The organism is Pseudomonas sp. BT76 TE3572 (assembly GCF_050435365.1).
GTDB lineage: Bacteria > Pseudomonadota > Gammaproteobacteria > Pseudomonadales > Pseudomonadaceae > Aquipseudomonas > Aquipseudomonas fluorescens_W.
This window is the reverse complement of the sequence record NZ_JBNDKE010000001.1, coordinates 2094576-2111900: the sequence shown is the minus strand read 5'-3', so window position 1 is coordinate 2111900 and position 17325 is coordinate 2094576. Positions and strand designations below refer to the sequence as shown.

Annotated in this window: 17 protein-coding genes and 1 pseudogene; 6 read left to right on the top strand and 12 right to left on the bottom strand. The window is 58.0% G+C overall.

Annotated elements, in window-relative coordinates:
* Positions 1-59: 59 nt before the first annotated feature.
* The 9 genes from ABH912_RS09695 to ABH912_RS09655 all read right to left on the bottom strand — a co-directional run bounded on the left by ABH912_RS09695 (position 60) and on the right by ABH912_RS09655 (position 8277).
* Positions 60-953 (bottom strand): LysR family transcriptional regulator, encoded by an 894-nt coding sequence (locus tag ABH912_RS09695; RefSeq protein ID WP_429510529.1) that lies wholly within the window; start codon positions 951-953, stop codon positions 60-62.
* Positions 954-1033: 80 nt separating this feature from the next.
* On the bottom strand, positions 1034-2089 hold the full coding sequence (locus ABH912_RS09690) for an alpha/beta hydrolase (RefSeq protein WP_429510528.1): 1056 nt from the start codon (positions 2087-2089) through the stop codon (positions 1034-1036).
* A 64-nt stretch (positions 2090-2153) separates the two neighbouring features.
* Positions 2154-3098, bottom strand: a complete 945-nt coding sequence (locus tag ABH912_RS09685; protein WP_429513088.1) for an alpha/beta hydrolase — start codon at positions 3096-3098, stop codon at positions 2154-2156.
* A 127-nt stretch (positions 3099-3225) separates the two neighbouring features.
* The gene (locus ABH912_RS09680) at positions 3226-3999 is read right to left on the bottom strand and encodes a carboxymuconolactone decarboxylase family protein (RefSeq protein WP_429510527.1); all 774 of its coding nucleotides are present in this window, start codon (positions 3997-3999) and stop codon (positions 3226-3228) included.
* A 233-nt stretch (positions 4000-4232) separates the two neighbouring features.
* On the bottom strand, positions 4233-4718 hold the full coding sequence (locus ABH912_RS09675) for a (R)-mandelonitrile lyase (RefSeq protein WP_429510526.1): 486 nt from the start codon (positions 4716-4718) through the stop codon (positions 4233-4235).
* A 59-nt stretch (positions 4719-4777) separates the two neighbouring features.
* Entirely contained in the window at positions 4778-5770 is a 993-nt protein-coding gene (locus ABH912_RS09670; RefSeq protein ID WP_429510525.1) for an aldo/keto reductase, read from the bottom strand.
* Between the two features lie 25 nt (positions 5771-5795).
* Entirely contained in the window at positions 5796-6386 is a 591-nt protein-coding gene (locus ABH912_RS09665) for a flavodoxin (protein WP_429510524.1), read from the bottom strand.
* The gene (locus ABH912_RS09660) at positions 6383-7372 is read right to left on the bottom strand and encodes an aldo/keto reductase (protein ID WP_429510523.1); all 990 of its coding nucleotides are present in this window, start codon (positions 7370-7372) and stop codon (positions 6383-6385) included. Before ABH912_RS09660 ends, ABH912_RS09665 begins: the two co-directional genes overlap by 4 nt.
* A gap of 500 nt (positions 7373-7872) precedes the next feature.
* Positions 7873-8277, bottom strand: coding sequence for a RidA family protein (locus ABH912_RS09655; RefSeq protein ID WP_033059970.1), 405 nt, complete (start codon positions 8275-8277; stop codon positions 7873-7875).
* A 142-nt stretch (positions 8278-8419) separates the two neighbouring features.
* Here ABH912_RS09655 and ABH912_RS09650 point away from each other — a divergent pair, with 142 nt between their 5' ends.
* Positions 8420-9346, top strand: coding sequence for a LysR substrate-binding domain-containing protein (locus ABH912_RS09650; protein ID WP_429510522.1), 927 nt, complete (start codon positions 8420-8422; stop codon positions 9344-9346).
* Between the two features lie 238 nt (positions 9347-9584).
* Here ABH912_RS09650 and ABH912_RS09645 read toward each other — a convergent pair whose 3' ends face one another.
* Positions 9585-10415, bottom strand: a complete 831-nt coding sequence (locus tag ABH912_RS09645; protein ID WP_429510521.1) for an alpha/beta fold hydrolase — start codon at positions 10413-10415, stop codon at positions 9585-9587.
* 237 nt (positions 10416-10652) lie between these two features.
* On the opposite strand from ABH912_RS09645, the gene ABH912_RS09640 reads away from it, so the two are divergent.
* Positions 10653-11132: a MerR family transcriptional regulator gene (locus ABH912_RS09640; protein ID WP_429513087.1), complete on the top strand. Its 480-nt coding sequence runs from the start codon at positions 10653-10655 to the stop codon at positions 11130-11132.
* Between the two features lie 15 nt (positions 11133-11147).
* Here the strand turns inward: ABH912_RS09640 and ABH912_RS09635 are convergent, their stop codons facing one another.
* Together ABH912_RS09635 and ABH912_RS09630 are read right to left on the bottom strand one after the other, a co-directional pair.
* Positions 11148-12074 carry an acetoacetate decarboxylase (ADC) gene (locus ABH912_RS09635; protein ID WP_429513086.1) on the bottom strand — a complete coding sequence of 309 codons (927 nt, stop codon included), beginning with the start codon at positions 12072-12074 and terminating at the stop codon, positions 11148-11150.
* A gap of 115 nt (positions 12075-12189) precedes the next feature.
* Positions 12190-12993: a type 1 glutamine amidotransferase domain-containing protein gene (locus ABH912_RS09630; protein WP_429510520.1), complete on the bottom strand. Its 804-nt coding sequence runs from the start codon at positions 12991-12993 to the stop codon at positions 12190-12192.
* Positions 12994-13188: 195 nt separating this feature from the next.
* Between ABH912_RS09630 and ABH912_RS09625 the strand changes: the two genes are divergently transcribed.
* The 4 genes and pseudogenes from ABH912_RS09625 to ABH912_RS09610 all read left to right on the top strand — a co-directional run.
* A complete protein-coding gene (locus ABH912_RS09625) occupies positions 13189-14268 on the top strand; it encodes a saccharopine dehydrogenase family protein (protein WP_413386107.1) in 1080 nt (359 codons plus the stop codon).
* Positions 14269-14341: 73 nt separating this feature from the next.
* The gene (locus ABH912_RS09620; protein ID WP_429510519.1) at positions 14342-15598 is read left to right on the top strand and encodes an NADH:flavin oxidoreductase/NADH oxidase family protein; all 1257 of its coding nucleotides are present in this window, start codon (positions 14342-14344) and stop codon (positions 15596-15598) included.
* Positions 15595-17145, top strand: coding sequence for a coniferyl aldehyde dehydrogenase (locus ABH912_RS09615; protein WP_429510518.1), 1551 nt, complete (start codon positions 15595-15597; stop codon positions 17143-17145). The genes ABH912_RS09620 and ABH912_RS09615 overlap by 4 nt, the downstream gene beginning before the upstream one ends.
* Positions 17052-17255, top strand: a pseudogene (locus ABH912_RS09610) (catalase); the annotation flags it as partial. The gene ABH912_RS09615 and the pseudogene ABH912_RS09610, both read left to right, overlap by 94 nt.
* Positions 17256-17325 lie beyond the last annotated feature (70 nt).

Genomic DNA, 17325 nt, shown 5'->3' with positions numbered 1-17325 from the left:
TCTGGATCGCGACGGTCTGCTCATTCCTGTAACGCTGAGGCGTCGTGCTGTTTGGCAATTCAGCGTTTATAGAGCAGTGCATCAACAACAACGCCAAACGCTGACGAATGCTCACGGCGATTCGGATAGTAAAGATGGTAGCCCGCAAAGGGTTGGCACCAGTCCTCAAGTACTCGCACCAGCCTGCCGTCAGCCAGCTCCTTCGCGACCATATCTTCCGGCAGAAACCCTAAACCGCATCCCGCTACAGCCGCACGCTGGATCGGCACGCTGCTGTTAAACGTCCATTGTCCCTCGACGCGTGCCTTGAGTTCGTGACCGTCCTTCTCAAAATCCCACTGCATCAGGCTCCCATGGGTGGGCAGGCGCAGATTGATGCAGTTGTGCGCAGCCAGATCTCCTGGTTCCCTGGGAACTGGTCTCTGTTTGAAATACTCGGGAGATCCTACGACCGCGATGCGCAACGACGGGCCGATTGGCACGGCGATCATGTCTTTGGCCACCTGATCCCCCAGCCGCACGCCGGCGTCGTAGCGCTGTGCGACGATGTCGGAAAGGGCGTAGTCGACGGTGATTTCGACCTTGATATCCGGGTAGGCGGGAAGCACCTTCAACAGTTTGGGCCAAAGAATGTTGTTTGCCGCATGTTCGGAGGCTTGAATCCGCACGTTGCCGGCAGGGGTGTCGCGAAACTCGCTGACCGCCGCCAGTTCAAGTTCAATCTCGTCGAACCGCGGCGCCATGGACTGATACAACCGTTGACCGGCCTCGGTGGGGGAGACGCTGCGTGTGGTTCGGGTCAGCAGTCGAACGCCGAGCCGTGACTCAAGAGCACGCATGGTGTGGCTCAGCGCGGACTGCGAGACGCCCAGCTGCGCGGCAGCGCGAGTGAAGCTGCCTTCGCGGGTAATGACCACGAAGGCTTGCAGATCGTTGAGATTGGCGCGGGACATTGATGAGAACCTCTCATGCGGAGCGCGGGATTATTCTATGTAATCAGGTTCCGCATGGATGCGCGACCCCGACGAACCAATCACAAGGTTCTTGCATAGAACGGCGTCAACTTACCGAGTGCAGCGTCCACATACTTGGGAACCCAGTAGGTTTCGATGTGCGTGGCGCCGTCGATAATGAACAACTCCTTGTCCTTGGTACCGGTGGCCTTGGGGAACGCATCCTGGGTCATGTACAGGCTGTCGGCGTTGCTGCCCGCGATCATCAGCAATGGCTGATTGATCAATTCGATCTGATTGGTGGCGTCGAAGCGCATCAGATCCAGCAGGCTGCTCGTGGTGTATTTGAAGGTCGAGTTGGGGTGGGCATGGGTCTTCCAGTAGTACTCGTAACCCTGGCGATACAAGGCGAACGGCAGTTTGGCGATCTGCTCGTCGGTGAGGTTGGCATCACCCGAATAAAGGACCTCGCCGCCGGCCGCTTCCTGAGCGCGGGCAGCGGAAGCCTGTTGCAGTCGTTGCTGGATGGTGTCCAGTTGCGAGTCGTTGTAGCCATTGCGACGAACCCGCCCAGAGTTGAACATGCTAATCGTCGCCACCGACTTGAATCGCTTGTCGGTTTGCGCAGCGGCCAACGAGTAACCACCGCCACCGCAGATGCCGAGCAAGCCCAAGCGTTTGCCATCGACTCCAGCGTACTGAGTGATGAAGTCCGCCATGCCGTGGATATCCTCAATGCGGTAAGCAGGCTTGTCGATGCTGCGCGGCTGTCCGCCACTTGCGCCCTGATACGCGGCATCTGCGGTGATGGTGATGTAGCCTTGTTCAGCCAGTCGCTGCGCATACAAACCGGCCACCTGTTCTTTCACTCCACCGTTCGGGTGCGCTACCACCACCGTTGGATAAGCCTTCTTTGCATCGTAGTTGGCAGGGGTGTAGACGTTGGCAGCGATGTCCAGGCCATTGAGCTTGTAGCTGACCGGGTGGATGTTGACCTTGCCGGGCTCGTTCTTGGTAATGGCGCCGTCGTAAGCCAACGTAAACGGGTTCTTTTTGTAATCGACGGCCAAGGCCTCGCCAGCCGAAAGGCCGACCAATGCCGACATGAAGGTGGCTTTGAGAAAGATGTTTTTCACGTGAAGCTCCTGAGCAATCAAAAGGGCGGCAGTTCAAAAGGCCGGCAGTGCAAAAGGGGGCGGGTCAATCCAGTTGTTTTTCTTTGAGGAATTGCGACACCAGGTCGGCGATCTGCACGTTGTTCAGATCCGACATGGGAAAGTGGGTATTGCCGTTGATGCCGATCTCCGGCAAGTGGATCAGCCGTACGTCACCGCCGTGCCGATTGACCGCGTCACGCCATAGCCGGGCCATCTTCAGCCGAGCGCGCCAACTGTCCTGTGCGGGCAGGTCTACTGCTTGTTCCGGGATGTTGTCGCCGTAGAGGATCAGGATCGGAATGCGCGTGAGTGCCATGAATTGCTCCATTGGCACCGCCGCGCCTTGCACCGTGTCGAACGCACTGGGTATCGGTGCCGGCACTTCACCCTCGGCAAACACGAAGCTGCTGCCAGGCTCGAACGCCACAATGGCCTTGACCTTGTCGTTCTTGATCGCCGTCAACCAACCCGGCCCGCCACCCTGCGAGTGAGTGAACAGGATGCCGGGGCCGATTTTGTCGAAGACTGCTGACACACCATCGGAGACCACGCCCATGTCGAACGGCCCGGTGTTCGGCGTCATCGCGCGGAAAAACTGGTCGCGCGTTTGCGCATCCCGGGCAACCTGTACGCCATTGAAATAGTTGGGCCACAGGCCGATGCGAAACTGGTTGAACCAGAGTTGCTCGTCCGGGGTGGGCTTGATCGTCGCCTCGACCATGCTGCGTCCGGCATCGCCACGCCGTGGCTGATCGATCAGATACACGCCGTAGTGGCGGCGCACGAAGATGTTCTGGAAACCTTCGCGGCCATCGGCAGTGGTTTCCCAGGTCTTGGAAAACTGCCCCGCGCCGTGCCACATGATGATGGGCAATTTTCGCACATCAACCGGGATCTGGTAGAACGCGTAGGCGTGGTCACCGTGGTAGGTCTGGCCTTCCGGCGACATCGGCTGGCGCGGGTTGAAAGTGCCCGGCGCGGTGGTCATCGTTCCACCTGCGGCGAAGCTGCCTTGTGCCTGAATCAGCAATGGGCCTGAGCCATCGGGCTGGTTCGCACAGGCTGCCAACAGGCACAGCAGGGTGATGCTCAACAGGCTTTTTGCACATTTCATATCATTTCCCCGAAGCCGCGAGTGCCTGGGTCAGCGCAGTGTTGGCACGTTCGGCAGTCTGTGCATCGCCGTGCGCCTTCAGCACTTCAATCACCTGACGCAACTGTGCAGCGCTGAGCCCCACGCGCAGGCTCGCCAGCATGTGCGAGCGCAATTGCGATTCCACCCCCGGCGTCGCCGCCAGCGCCCCGACGGTCGCCAGTTCGCGGCTTTGCCAGTCGAGGTTGTCGCGCTCGAAGATGTCGCCGAACAAGTGGGTTTGCAGAAACCGGTTGATCACCGGGGCGAACTCGAACACCGGCCCTTTGACCAGGCCACCCGAAATCGTCGTTTGATTCGCCGTGCCGACCGCCAGCAGATCATCGCCGGTTGGAATGCCCCGGCCCGGCTCACGCCCCGGTGCATCCTCGATACCGCGTTGTTTGCGCGCTTGCACCACCGTCATCAGCTCGTTCAAGGCATTGAGGCTGCGCGGGAAGCCAACGTAGGCGTAAAGCTGCACCAGAACTTCCCGGGTTTCGCTGATGGTCAGGCCGGCATCGAGACCTTGGTTGAGCGCCTCGTTGAGATTGGGCATGTCGCTGGTCGCCATGAACGCGGCGATCAGGGGAATGGCCTGTTGTTTACCCGACAGCGTTTCTGCGGTGGCTTGCGTGCGGGTCATGGCTGGCGATGCCTCGGCTGTTTGAGTGGTAACGTTGAACATCGCCCCAAGGCTTAAACACAGCGCCATCAGCGCGGGGAGAGGACTGGTCTTGCGTACGTCGGTGGTCATCGTGAAAGGCTCCGTCCGTTGCTGGTCACTGCGATGTCGCTGGATCGTACGGAGGATGGTTGTGGCGATTAACCCCGATATTGCGCAAGGACTCCTGAGTAGAACTCATGAGTCGGCTTTTCAATTACCGCTGAAAACCTCACCCCGAGCAGCAGAAACGGGGGCTTGATGGTTTGTGGTGGCATACCTCGAACGTGCCGGGCGAGAGGCGTCGACACATTCCGTAACCTCATTTACCGGTCTTGTGCGGGCGATTGACCGGCGTATTGCGCATCGGAGACTTTTTCCGCCCAAGTCACAGTCTTGCCGTTCTCGGCTTCAGCGATCGCGATATGGGTCATCCCATTGCTGGCTGTGGCGCCATGCCAGTGACGGATGTGCGACGGAATCCAGACAATGTCGCCCGGACGGATCTCCTGACGCGGGCCACCCTCTTGCTGCACATAGCCGACCCCTGCGGTGACGATCAGCGTTTGTCCCAGCGGATGGCTATGCCACGCAGTGCGCGCACCGGGTTCGAAGGTCACCGTGCCGCCGCCGATGCGTGCCGGCAGATCACCCTTGAACAGGCCATCAACGCGTACCGCGCCGGTGAAGTTTTCCGCCGCGCCCTTGATCGAGGGCTGAGCGCCATTCTGGGTGATGCGGATGTCGCTGGCGGCTTGGGCCTCTGCGTTCAAGAGCGATAAGGCAATCAGTGGCGCGATCAAACGGTTCATCGGATGAACTCCGGTCAGACAGTGAAGCTGCTCCGCAAGCGGGACAGTCGGGGGACGGCTCAGAGCCCGGTCATCTTCAGCGCCGATTCCGGCAGGCGTTCACCGTGCACCTGGATCTGCGCCATCTGCTCGTTGATCTCGCGCAGATCCTCACCGGTCAACGCCAGCGCAACAGCGCCCATGTTCTCTTCCAGCCGATGTTGTTTGGTCGTGCCGGGGATCGGCACAATCCAGGGCTTCTGTGCCAGCAACCAGGCCAGCGCTACTTGCGCAGGTGTCGCGTGCTTGCGCTCAGCGACGGCCTTCACCACGTCGACCAATGCCAGGTTGGCCCTGCGCGCCTCGGGGGAAAAACGCGGGACGACGTTGCGGAAATCGCTGGCGTCAAACTGCGTGTGCTCATTGATCTGGCCGGTCAAGAACCCGGCACCGAGCGGACTGAACGGCACGAAGCCGATGCCCAGCTCTTCCAGCACAGCAAGCAGTTCATGCTCCGGGCCACGCCAGAACAGCGAGTATTCGCTCTGTACCGCCGTTACCGGTTGCACGGCGTGCGCTCGGCGAATCGTTTCCACACCGGCCTCGGACAGACCGAAATGCTTGACCTTGCCCTCGGCGATCAGATCCTTGACGGTGCCGGCAACGTCCTCGATCGGCACCTGCGGATCAACCCGATGCTGATAAAACAGATCGATGCAATCGGTGCGCAAGCGTCTCAACGACGCCTCTGCCACGGCGCGGATATGCTCCGGGCGGCTGTTGGTGCCGCTGCCGCGCGCGCCGGTGATCAGGTCAATATCGAAGCCGAATTTGGTGGCGATAACCACCTGCTCGCGGATCGGCTGCAAGGCCTCGCCCAGCAACTCTTCATTGGCGAACGGGCCGTACGCCTCGGCGGTATCGAACAAGGTGACGCCTTGCTCATGGGCAGAACGAATCAGCTTGATCATGCTCGGTATGTCGGCGGCCGGCCCATAAGCCGAGGTCATGCTCATGCAGCCGAGGCCCAGAGCGGAAACTTCCAGGCCATTGCCCAGCGTGCGGGTTTTCATGGTGTTACTCCCGTGCAGAAATCGATTAGCGCGTGAGGTGGCTATCGCTCAACCATTCATTCACGCGTTCCATGGTCTTGCGCTCTTGCTCACCCTCCATCAAAAAACCTTCCATCAGTCTGGACTTCGGCGCATGTGTTTCGAGGACGCGGCGGCTATTGCCCAATCCGTATCCGCCGTGGGTGTTGAAGGGGATGAGGGTTTTGCCGGACAGGTCGTGGGCGCTTAGAAACGAACGCACGATCGGCGGGGCGGTTTCACCCCAGATCGGGAAGCCGAGATACAGCGTGTCGTAGTCGGCCAGTGCGCGAACTCTGCTTTCCAGCTCTGGCTCGAAGCCACTGTCGCGCTCCTGGCGTGCCTGCTCCACGGTTTGCAGATAATCCTCGGGATAGGCTTTGGCCGGACGGATCTCAAAGAGATCGGCACCGAGTCCGCGCTGGATAAGTCCGGCAACCACGCGGGTACTGCCGGAGCGCGAAAAGTACGCCACCAGAACCCGCGACCCCGAACGCGGCGCTTCGCTGTCGGTTTGCGTGTCGGCGAGCGACAGCAGCGGGGCGCTCGCAAGCGCGGCGATGACCGTGCGCCGCAGCGGATCGTGATCGTTGCTCATCGCCCGACGCGCGCCTTGAGGGACTCGGGATACCGCTCGCCTTCGATGCGGATTTGCGCCAGTGCCGTATCGATAGCTTTGAGTTCGGCCGCGTCGAGTGTGATGTCCGCGCCACCGAGGTTTTCTTCCAGGCGATGCAACTTGGTCGTCCCGGGAATAGGCACAATCCACGGTGCCTGGGCGAGTAGCCAGGCCAGCGCGATCTGCGCCGGTGTGGCCTGCTTCTGCGCCGCGATCTGGCGGATCAACACTACCAGCCCCTGATTCGCTAGCAGCGCCGGCTGGCTGAAGCGGGGCACGATGCTGCGAAAATCGTCGCTGCCGTAAGTAGTCTCTGCCGACACGGTGCCGGTGAGAAAACCCTTGCCCAGCGGACTGAACGGCACGAAGCCGATCCCCAGCTCCTTGAGCGTCGGCAGAATTTCCTGCTCAGGCTCACGCCACCACAACGAGTATTCGCTTTGCAGCGCCGTGACTGGCTGCACCGCATGAGCACGGCGAATGGTTTGCGCACCGGCTTCCGACAGACCGAAGTGCTTGACCTTGCCTTCGTCAATCAATGCCTTCACTGCACCGGCGACTTCCTCGATAGGCACGTCCGGATCAACCCGATGCTGGTAAAGCAAATCGATGAAATCGGTCTTCAGTCGACGCAATGAACCCTCGACGGCGACCCGGATGTGCTCGGGGCGGCTGTTGAGAGTCTGCTGTTTATTGTCGGCACCGAAGGTAAAGCCGAACTTGGTGGCGATGACCACTTGATCGCGAACCGGCGCCAATGCCTCACCCACCACTTGCTCGTTCAGGTAAGGGCCGTAAACCTCGGCGGTATCGAAGAACGTGACGCCTCGGTCAACCGCCGAGCGGATCAACGCAATGGCTTGTTGCGTGTCCGTCGCCGGGCCGTAGCCATGGCTCAAGCCCATGCAACCCAAGCCCAGGGCTGACACTTCGAGTGAACTGTTTCCGAGTGTGCGCTTGTGCATTTGGATCTCCCGACATTTGGCGTTGGGAGAACAGTAAGCGAGCTAACGAGTGGGGACTAGACGGGTAAATCGGCAAGGGTTCATGAAGTTTGCTCATCAGTCCAAAAAGAGGGGAAAGTGGTGACTGTTTCTTCACTAATGCGCAGGCGCTCGATGTAAGGACAGCTCATTTCCACATGCAAAATTATGTTCCAGGCAGAGAAATAGGCCTAACGTTCACTTCCATAGGAAATAATCGAGCATCCGCTTCTGGCCGATGTCGGTCAGTCGTGACAGGCAAAAAACGGCCAAAGCGGACGGTGAACTCGGTGATGGCAAGTAAGTAAAGCAAACACGGGCGAGCTGGCGATACGTCAGATCTCAGTGCTTTCTCCGGAAATCCTGATACTAGAAGCGGAGGCCGTTACAGACGGTTTCTAGGTTTCTCACTCGCTTGGTTGCAGATTGAACAAACAGGTCTAATCGACCCAAACCGGTCCCTTACGTAATCGCTGGTCAGATCATCCCCTGGTGGTTTCTGGAAGCTTGGCGATCACCTTGATCTCGAACTGGTAACCATAGAGCCACGTGACGCCGACGCCGGTCAGCGTCGGGTGCGGCGCGTTACCCCAGAACTCTGGCACAACCTTCCAGATCGTCTCGAACTTTGATTCGGGATCGACGATGAAGACGGTGACGTCAATCACATCGTCGAAGGTGCAACCGGCAGCGACCAGGATTGCATTCAGATTGTTGAACGCGAGTCGGACCTGGGCCTCCAGATCGGGTTCGGGCGAGCCGTCTTCGTTACTGCCGACTTGCCCCGACACGAATAAGAAGCCATTGGACTTGATAGCCGGCGAATAGCGATTGCGCTCATAAAGCGCCTGGCGTCCAGGCGGAAAAACAACATCACGCTGCGTCATAGGTGCCTCCATCAATGGGTCGAAGCTGACCCGAAACAAACGATGGAGAGACTGTAAGGACTTGTGCCTGGGCGATAAACAAGCAACCTTAGCTATCACTGTTTGTGAAATCCAAACAATCTGATCGATAGCTGGGGCAGCAATGGACCGTTTTGATGCAATGCAGGCATTTGCTCGAGTGGTGGAAGCGGGCAGCTTCACCAAGGCCGCCGAAACACTGCATATGAGCAAGACCACCGTGACACAACTGGTACAGCAGCTGGAGGCACGGTTGCGCGTTAAGTTGCTTAACCGCACGACTCGCAAAGTCAACGTCACTGCCGATGGTGCCGTCTATTACGAGCGAGTGCTTCGGCTGCTGGCCGACATGGACGACGCTGAGACTAGCCTGTCCGGCGCCTCAACGCTGCCCAGGGGCCGGTTGCGAGTGGATGTGCCGAGCCCGCTGGCCAGCATGATTCTCGTACCCGCATTGCCTGCGTTTTACGAGCGGTACCCAGACATACAGATCGACATGGGCGTAAGCGATCGTATCGTGGATATGATCGATGAGAACGTCGATTGCGTGGTGCGCGGCGGCGAGCTAACGGATCAGTCGTTAATGGCCCGACGGGTAGGCGACCTCCAGCTTGGCGTTTTTGCAGCGCCGAGCTACCTGGCACGCGTCGGTATGCCCGCGCATCCGCGGGAGCTGGAAGATTCGCATCATCGTATCGTCGGTTTCTTGTGGGCGCGCACCGGCAAAGCCGTGCCCTATGCCCTGCACAACCACGTTGAGAGTGTCCAGATCAAAGGTCGCTACGCGCTGGCAGTCGACGATGGCAATGCCTACCTCGCGGCCGGCCTTGCCGGACTGGGTGTGCTTTGGCTGCCAAAGTACATGTCCAAGACCTTCGAAGCGCGCGGCGAGTTAGTGCCCCTGTTCGAGAACTGGAGCCTCGATCCGATGCCCATCTACGTGGCATTTCCCCCGAACCGGCATATCAGTATCAAGCTGCGCGTGTTCATCGATTGGGTCGCTGAGCTGATGGCACAACATGCGCCTGTCAGCGACCGACATGATTCGTGACTACAGCGTTGGGGAGTTCGCTATTGAGGTCGCTTTGTCCAATGACCGCTCCTGGCCGATTTCTGCCTGTCGCGACCGGCTGAAACCGACCCAAAGGAGACACTCGCCAACCACCGCTTTGGGCTAAAAAACAGCTATCCATATGGCACAGTTTTGACGGCATTTCGCTGAATTTAAACGCGTCGATTTGGTGGCTTTGAAAAATATAGGGCGGGGTTACCCACCGCCCTATAATTGATTAGCTCCTTACGAATGCGAGCAGATCGGCGTTAATCGTATCGGCATTGGTTGTAGGCATTCCGTGCGGGAAGCCCGGGTAGATTTTCAGCGTACTGTTTTGCAGAAGTTTGGCCGACAGAACACCGGCATTCTCATAAGGGACTATCTGGTCATCGTCACCATGCATCACCAGGACAGGGATCTTGATGCTCTTCAAATCTTCGGTGAAGTCGGTCTGAGAAAACGCCACGATTCCGTCATAGTGTGCCTTTGCACAGCCCATCATGCCTTGTCGCCACCAGTTCCAGATGATTCCCTCGGACGGTTTTGAACCTGGGCGGTTATAGCCGTAAAAAGGCCCTGCTGGAACGTCGTAGTAGAACTGTGCGCGATTCGCTTGTAGTTGTGCCTGCAAGTCGTCGAAAACTGATTTCGGCAGGCCACCAGGATTGCTCGGGGTCTGAACCATTAGCGGTGGCACAGCGCTGATGATGGCTGCTTTCGACACTCGGTCTTCGCCGTGGCGCGCGATGTAATGGATGACTTCACCTCCGCCGGTGGAATGACCGACATGGACAGCGCCCTGCACGCCGAGATGATTAACCACTGCCGCGACGTCATCGGCATAGTGATCCATGTCGTGTCCATCCCAGACCTGGCTGGATCGCCCGTGACCACGTCGGTCGTGTGCTACAACCCGGAAGCCGTTGGCCAGGAAAAAGAGCATTTGCGCGTCCCAATCGTCCGCGCTAAGCGGCCATCCGTGGTGGAAAAAGACCACCTGTGCATCGCGTGGCCCCCAGTCTTTGTAAAAGATTTCAACACCGTCCTGCGTAGTGACATACCCCATGTTCGTATCTCCAGAATGAAGTGAAGGCCTATACCGAATCGCGTTCGGAGCATGGCCTTGAATGAACAAAGTGCAGCCCATCCGATAGGCGGTTCAGAGGGCGCGATTGTGGATTGTTGCGCCTGCCCCATGACTTCCATAACGGCTGAGCAACACGTTGCACTTGTGCTGGTTGGCCGCCCGATGACTTTAGGTTTAAAGTCAACTTTAAGGTCAATAGATTTTTCAGGGTGGGTTATGAGAATAGGCGAACTGGCGAAAATCAGCGGATTAGCGCCGTCACGCATCCGGTTCTATGAGGCAAGCGGCCTAATCAGATCCGTCGAACGCAAAGCAAATGGCTACAGGGACTACGCGCCTGATACCGAGTGGGTTCTGGAGATCATCACCGGAGCACAGGCGGCGGGTTTTTCGTTGGAAGAAATCCGGCAATTGATGCCGATGAATGCCAGCGGCTGGCAGCACGATGAATTGCTCAGTGGACTCAAGCAAAAGGTTGAGGAAATCGGTGTTCTACAGGAACGGCTAGCCCAGAACAAAGCGCAACTTCTGCTCGTCATCAAGGGCATCGAGGGTAAGCCCGAAGGTATGGCGTGTGCGGACAATGCGCAAATGCTGATAAATCGTCTGCGTGAAGATGGGGTTGGCCAAGCTTCAGGCAAGCGTGCGGCAGCATCTTCCACGAGAAAAAACGCCCGCCAGGCATCCGGGGCCTGACAGGCGTAAAAGGTTTCAGCGCTCGCCAATCAGGCTGGCGAGTGGTTTGGGCGCATAGAGCGCACTCTGGAACTCTGGCACGTATTCGTACTTCATCATTTTCCCCAGCTTCAGGGCGCGCAGGTAATTCGACAGACTGCCGTCGCCCAGGATGAGGGTGGCCGAATCCGCATCGCGGCTGGAGCCGTGACTGAGTTGGCGGGAAACCGCATAACCGTATGCCAACTGGCCCTGATGATCGAGATTGGTGAAGCTGCTGGTGACGATATCGACATCGCGAGAGAGGTTGTCGAGTTTCTTCGCTTTGAAGGACACGTCGACTTTTCCGGTCTGGCTGTCGGTGATGTCATAGACCACAGACTGGGCATCTTCTTTGCGGTCAATACCGGTCAGCCATTTAGGCAGGTTGTAACCGACGACACCGCGCACCCGTGCAAGCTCGGTATTGACCGGCAGCTTGAGCACATAGCCCCAGAAGTCACCAGACATCGACTGTCCAATCAGTGTGAACGGACCCAGATTGGCTTTGCCTGGCTTGTTGGTAATGATCGACACGGCCACTTCGTTATAGGCGTCGTTATCACAATGCTCATAGGTGTACGCAGTAAACGCAATCAAGCCGCGGCCTGGCCAGACTTGTAGGGGGTGTACGGTTGCCAATACTTCCGGCGGCATCAATGCCCGAAGTGCGTCCAAGTCGGCCGTGTAGACAGCAGTTACCCGACTGTTCTGGTAGTAAAAGTTCGGGGAGTATGACTCGAAGCCAATGTCGACCTTGTGCTTTTCCAGTCCTTTGAACCAGCTCAAATCAACACCCGGCAGTTCTGCTGCAATCACCGACAAGGGCGGGTTCGAGCGATAACGGTCGTACAGGCCGCCCTTGACGACCGGCACTGTGTGGCCTGCGATATCGATTGTGTTGGTTTCAGTCGGGCTGAGCATTTCAGGCGTCCCCGCCAACGCATGGTTGGCAATTGAGCTGAACAGCAATCCTGTTAATACGGCGCTTGCGAGTTTCAATCGGTCTTTCTCCGGGTGGTGGGAACTACTTGAGGGTTCAGCGAGTTACGTTGTCGCCAGAGAGCACTGCCATCACGGCTTCAGCTACGGCTTTGGGCGATTGAGGGTTTTGGCCAGTGACAAGCCTTCCATCCGTGATGGCAAATGACGTGAATGGCAGCCAGCCCTTGCGGTACCGCGCACCCTGGCTCACCAACTTGTCCTCAAGGAAGAAGGGCACCTGGCTTTTCATGCCGGAGAACAGTTCTTCGCGATCAGAGAAGCCGGTGATGTTCTTGCCCTTGATGATCAACTGGCCTTGTTCATTCTTCAGATCCAACAGACCCGCTACGCCATGGCAGACGGCCGAGACGATGCCACCCTGGTTGTAGATGGTTTCGGCGACACGCCGCAGGTCGGGATTATTGGGGAAGTCCCACATCACCCCATGGCCCCCGGTGAAGTAGATGACGCTGAACTGGGACGGATCGATATCGGCGATCGGCAGCGTGTTTTGCAGGCGAGCGCGAAAGGCCGGGGACTGCAAATGCTCACGGGCGGCCTTGTCCATGTATAGCCAGCCGAGGCTGCGCTCATCCAGAGGCACCGCGCCGCCTTTGGGACTGGCAAAAACTGTGCTGTAGCCAGCCGCCTCCACTACATCGGTGAAATGCGTCAGCTCAGTCAGCCACAACCCTGTGGTATCGGTTCGTGAGGGATAGCTGGCGTGATTGGTCAGAATCACCAGAATTTGGCGATTCTTGGCAGTCATTGTGGAAGGGGCGGTATTAGCATTTACAAATGTCATGAAAGCGCTACCTATCAATACCAACGCATAAGAAACAAAGGTCTTGAGCATCATCCGGGTTCCATCAATCAAGCAGGTCAGCGCATGCTCACCTTAAACCTCGCTTTAAGGTCAATCCCCACTGCTGCAAATAATTTCCGCCGGAAGTTGCTCACTTCCGCTTGACCCTCAACCTGACTTTAACGCTAGCGTCTGGCACTGATTGGGCAAGGCAATAACGCACGACATCAATACCGTCAGGAGCAATGCATGAGTCAGCAAGACAACCTGGATATGCAGTTCAAATGGATGATCTATGGCGCCAATGGCTACACCGGCGAGTTGATCGCTCGTGATGCTGTAAAGCGTGGACTTAAACCTGTGCTGGCGGGACGCAACCGTGACAAGGTCGAAGCCCTCGGTCGGGAGCTGGGCCTTGAAACCCGAGTGTTCGGACTGGAGGATGAGGTGCGGTTGCTTGCTCAGATCAAAGGGCACGGCTTGGTTCTGCATTGCGCAGGGCCGTTTTCAGCGACCGCCACCCCTATGATGGAAGCCTGCTTGCGCGCCAATGCGCACTACCTGGACATCACCGGCGAAATTGCCGTATTCGAGCACGCCCAGTCCTTGAGTGAACGGGCGCGTGCGGCGGGCGTGGTCATTTGCCCCGGCGTCGGCTTTGATGTGGTGCCGACTGACTGTGTCGCCGCCGCATTGAAAAACGCACTGCCGGATGCAACGCACCTGGCGCTGGGGTTTGATTCGCGCTCGAGCTTTTCACCCGGTACTGCCAAAACTTCGATTGAAGGCATGGCGCAGGGCGGCAAGGTTCGTCGTGACGGCAAAATCGTCTCGGTACCGCTGGCGTATCGGGTACGGCGTATCGACTTTGGCGCCGGAGAGAAATTGGCCATGACCATTCCTTGGGGCGACGTTTCCACAGCTTGGCATACCACTGGTATTGCCAATATCGAAGTGTTTATTCCAGGCTCTGCGGGGATGATTCGCGGCGCCAGATTCGCCAATTTCATTCGTCCACTGTTGGGTTTGTCCTTCGTGCAGAGCCTGCTCAAGGCGCGCATCGGCAAGACAGTAGTCGGCCCGGATCAGGAAAAGCGTGCCGATCAAGGCACCTATGTATGGGGTGAGGCTAGAAACGCTCGCGGCGAATGCAAAGTCGCACGCGTGCACACCGCGAACGTCTACAGTCTGACGGTCGACGCAGCCTTGGCTGTGGTCGACTACCTGCTACAGACGCGCCCAGCTGGCGGCGCCTACACACCCGCTCGGTTGTTGGGCGCCCATCTGGTGACGCGCTTGCCAGGGTCTGGCGCGTTGAACATCGACTGACCTTGAAAAAGGTATTGACCTTAAAGTTTACTTCAAGCTTAAGGTGACCTCATCTCCAGTTGAGGACTGCTCGATGAATGTGTTCAACACCCTGATGCTTCCCAACGGTTCGACCATCAAGAACCGAATCGCCAAAGCCGCCATGGAAGAGAACATGGCGGATGCTGACCAGGCACCCTCCGAAGAACTCATGCGTCTCTATCAAGCATGGGCCGACGGTGGTGCAGGCCTGATTATCACCGGCAACGTGATGGTCGACGGCCGCGCCATGACCGGGCCGGGTGGCGTGGTGTTGCAGGACGATCAGCAACTGGACAAGTTCAAGCGCTGGGCGCGTATTGGTCGATCCGGCGGTGCGCAGTTCTGGTTGCAGATCAATCACCCAGGTCGGCAGATGCAGTCCAATCTTGGGCAAAAAACCTGGGCACCGTCAGCCGTGCCGCTGGAACTGGGCAAAATGTCCAAGCGTTTTGCCACGCCTCACGCGATGACCCCTGGCGTGATCGAAGAAGTCATTCAGCGCTTTGCGAACACCGCACGCCTGGGCGAACAAGCCGGATTCACCGGCGTGGAAATTCACGCTGCCCATGGCTATTTGTTGAGCCAGTTCCTTTCGCCGTTGACCAACCAAAGGACGGACGAGTGGGGTGGCTCTCTAGAAAACCGGGCACGCCTGCTGCTCGAAATCGTCAAGGCGGTCAGGGCTGTGGTTTCTGCGGATTTTGCAGTGGCGGTCAAACTCAACTCCGCCGATTTCCAGCGCGGAGGATTCACCGCCTATGACGCGAAAAAGGTAGTTGAGTTGCTCAACGACCTGGGCGTGGACATGGTGGAGTTGTCGGGAGGCAGCTACGAAGTACCCGCCATGCAGGGTGACGCGCGCGATGGTCGCACCCTCGCTCGCGAAGCTTATTTCCTTGAGTTAGCCCGTGATCTCCAAACCGTCGCCCAAATGCCGGTGATGGTCACCGGCGGTATTCGTCGCCGCCCGGTGGCCGAAAGCGTCGTGCAGAGTGGTGTGGACATGGTGGGCATCGGAACGGCGTTAGCCATCGATCCGCACTTGCCTCGTGACTGGTTGCAGGGCAAAGACAATGCCCCTCAATTGCCGCCGATCACTTGGAAAAACAAAGCCATCGCATCCTTGGCGAACATGGCAGTAGTGAAGTTTCAATTGCGCAAACTCAGCCGGGCTAAAAAGCCCGATCCGAGCGTTTCACCGTTGCGCGCGCTGATCCTGCAACAGCTCTTCATGGCCTTTCGCACTCGCCAGTATCGGAAATGGATTGAAACGTCTGCGCATTACAACGGCCAGGGAGACGCAAGATGACCGTCGCTGTAGAGGACTCCCCAGTTATCGACACCGCCAATACGCTCGACCAACAAAGAAGGGCATTTCTTAACGACGGGCCACCCGGCCTCAAACGACGCAGGGCCAACCTGGTCAAATTGCGCGCGGTGGTTCTCGCTCACAGGCGTGAAATTGAGGATGCGATCAGTACTGATTTCGGCAATCGCTCCAGGCATGAGACCGACATCATGGAACTGCTTGGCGTGGTGCAGTCCATTGACTACTTGTTGCGACACCTGCGCCGTTTCATGAAGCCCGAACGTCGTCATGTCGCGGCGTTTCATCGCACCGGCCGTGCCTATGTGGAATACCAGCCTAAAGGTGTGATCGGAGTCATGGCGCCTTGGAACTACCCGTTCTCCCTAACCTTCATCCCATTGGCAACTGCGCTCGCGGCTGGCAACCGGGTGATGATCAAACCCTCCGAGCTGACGCCACGCACCAGTGAATTGATTCAACGCATGCTGGCGAGCTGTTTTTCTGACGATGAGGTAGCAGTGGTACTCGGCGGCCCTGAGACAGGCGCCTATTTCAGCGGCCTTCCGTTCGATCACCTGCTGTTCACCGGCAGCACTCAGGTAGGTCGAATGGTGATGAGGGCCGCCAGTGAAAATCTGGTACCGCTGACCCTTGAACTGGGTGGCAAGAGTCCCGTGGTCGTAGCGCCAGGCCATGCAGGGCGCAGCGCATTGGAGAGCATTGTCTTCGGCAAATTATCCAATGCTGGCCAGACCTGCGTTGCACCGGACTACGCCCTGGTTCATGAAGACGACCTGGGCGAGTTCATCACCCAGTACCGCGACGCTGTTGCCCGTTCTTATCCGCAAGGCCCAACCAGTCCCGATTACACCTCGATTATCAGCGACAGGCATTACATGCGGTTGCATACGCTCATCAAAGACGCACGCGCCAAGGGAGCAGGCGTGATCGAGGTTGGAGTGACCCCAGAGCGTGCGGCAGAGCGACCGCGGACATTGGCTCCGGTGTTGATCGTGGGAGCCGAAGACGATGCATTGGTCATGCAGGAAGAAATCTTCGGCCCACTGCTACCGGTTCGTACCTACCGCTCTCTCGACGAAGTAATTGACTACATCAACGCCAGGCCGCGCCCACTCGCGCTTTACTATTTCGGCAATATGGATGCCGACAGCGAGGCTGTGATCAAGCGCACCACATCCGGGAATGTCGGCATCAACAACACTCTGCTGCACGTTGCCGTGGATGATCTACCATTCGGCGGCGTAGGGCCGAGCGGTATGGGGGCCTACCACGGTATCGAGGGTTTTCGCTCCATGAGCCATGCCAAGGGAGTATTCGTCCAGGGTCGCTGGAGCCTACCTAGCATGCTCAGAGCACCTTTCGGCAAACTGGCTGAATTCGCCATATCAATCACGCTTCGGGCGCGCCATAACTCCAAGTCGAGCGGTAGAGGAAGTACACCAGCGCCAAGCTGTTTCAGTCCTTTGGCAGACCCCCTTCGACGTTACTGCGTTTCTCCACGGTGGGTGGCGAACGAGGTTCGATAGATACCGAACGTGACCCACGCGGTTTTGTGCTGGAGTTCTACACCGAAGAAGGCATCTGGTGCATCGTGGGCAACAACACGCCAGTGTGCTTCATTCGTGATCAGCTGAAGTCCACTTTTGGTCGATTTTTGCCTGTTACGAAGGGCCGCTTTTGGCCCAGAGTGTGTAAAAACGCTCCTA